This window comes from Arthrobacter sp. 9V (assembly GCF_902506065.1).
GTDB lineage: Bacteria > Actinomycetota > Actinomycetes > Actinomycetales > Micrococcaceae > Arthrobacter.
In genome coordinates this window covers 1-1,731 of sequence record NZ_LR732956.1, presented here as the reverse complement: position 1 = coordinate 1,731, position 1,731 = coordinate 1, and the positions used below count along the sequence as shown (strand labels likewise).

Annotated in this window: 1 protein-coding gene; it reads right to left on the bottom strand. The window is 65.5% G+C overall.

The window, feature by feature from the left end; translation table 11 throughout:
* Nucleotides 1–63 precede the first annotated feature (63 nt).
* Nucleotides 64–1,518 (bottom strand): chromosomal replication initiator protein DnaA, encoded by a 1,455-nt coding sequence (gene dnaA / locus BACI9J_RS22725; protein ID WP_159736652.1) that lies wholly within the window; start codon nt 1,516–1,518, stop codon nt 64–66.
* Between the last annotated feature and the right edge of the window lie 213 nt (nt 1,519–1,731).

Below are 1,731 nucleotides of genomic sequence, written 5' to 3'. Positions count from 1 at the left end.
CTGTGAGAACTCCGGCCCATGGAACCGTCTCAGATGGTGGATGGGTCCGGGAACCCGCCGATCTCAGCGGTAGCGGCGGTCCTGTTTGATGCGGCTGGTGAGCTCGGTGACCTGGTTGTAGATCGACCGACGCTCCTTCATCAGCTCGGTGATCTTCTTGTTCGCGTACATGACCGTGGTGTGGTCGCGGTTGCCGAACAGTTGCCCGATCTTGGGCAGGGACAGGCTCGTCAGCTCACGGCACAGGTACATCGCGATCTGTCGTGCCGTGGCGATCGCCTGGGAGCGGGACGAGCCGTAGAGGTCGTCGACGGAGAGCTTGAAGTACTCCGCGGTGTGGTTGATGATGTCCGTCGGCGCGACGACGTTGTCCTCGTCGAGGGTGATCAGGTCCTTGAGCACCGTCTGCACCAGCGCCATGTCGACGGCCGTCCGGTTCAGGCTCGCGAACGCGGTGACCCGGATCAGGGTGCCCTCGAGCTCGCGGATGTTGCTCGACACCTTCGACGCCATGAACTCGAGGATGTCGTCGGGCACCTGCAGATGGTCGGACTGCGCCTTCTTGCGGAGGATCGCGATGCGCGTCTCGAGGTCCGGCGGCTGGATGTCCGTGATCAGCCCCCACTCGAAGCGGGAGCGCAGCCGGTCCTCGAACCCGGAGAGCTGCTTGGGCGGCAGGTCCGAGGTGATGACCACCTGCTTGTTGTTGTTGTAGAGCGTGTTGAAGGTGTGGAAGAACTCCTCGACCGTCGCCTCCTTGTCCGCCAGGAACTGGATGTCGTCGATCAGCAGGATGTCGATGTCGCGGTAGCGCTGCTGGAACTGGTTCGACCGGTTGTTCGCGATCGAGTTGATGAAGTCGTTGGTGAACTCCTCGCTCGACACGTAGCGGACGCGGATCCCCGGGTAGAGGCTCTCGGCGTAGTGCCCGATGGCGTGGAGCAGGTGGGTCTTGCCCAGTCCGGAGTCCCCGTAGATGAAGAGCGGGTTGTAGGCCTTGGCCGGTGCCTCGGCGACGGCGACGGCTGCGGCGTGGGCGAACCGGTTCGACGAGCCGATGACGAAGTTGTCGAAGTTGTACTTCGGGTTGAGCCGCGACTCCGGGCGCCCGCTGGTGCCGGGAGAGTCGATCTGGCTCGGGACGAACGGCGCCTCGATGTACTGACGCGGCGCGGCACTCTGCTCGACGGCTTCCTGCACGGGTTCGGCGTCCTCCGGCACGCTGGGGTCCACCCGCGGCTCCGACGCCATGTCCGGGTTGACCGTGATCGCGAAGTTCGCGACCGAGTCGTCGCCGATGCGTGCGACGGCCTCGGTGATCGGGATGCGGATTCGCTGCTCGAGCATGCCGCGGGTCAGGTCGTTCGGGACCTCGAGGTACAGGGTGCCGGCGAGCACGCCCTTCGGCTCGACCAGGTTCAGGAACCCGTGGAGCTGCGGCGTGATGCGGGGGTCCTCGGCGAGGATTCGGAGTACGGATGACCAGAGGTCCTCGACGGGGTCGGCCGGCATCGTCATGTCGCGCTCGTCTCCAGGGGTCGTGTCGTGCGTTCGCTGCCGGACGAGAGTGCGTCCCGCGGGGTCGGACATGCCGTGGCGTCCTCGGCGACCGCACTCGGGACAGGGTCGTCTCCGGCGGATCGTCGGTGGCTCCGGAGAGTTCTCCGAAGCCTCGTTGCCACGGAGGTTCCCACAGGGTTGTCCACAGTGTTGTCCACGACCGCTCCGAGT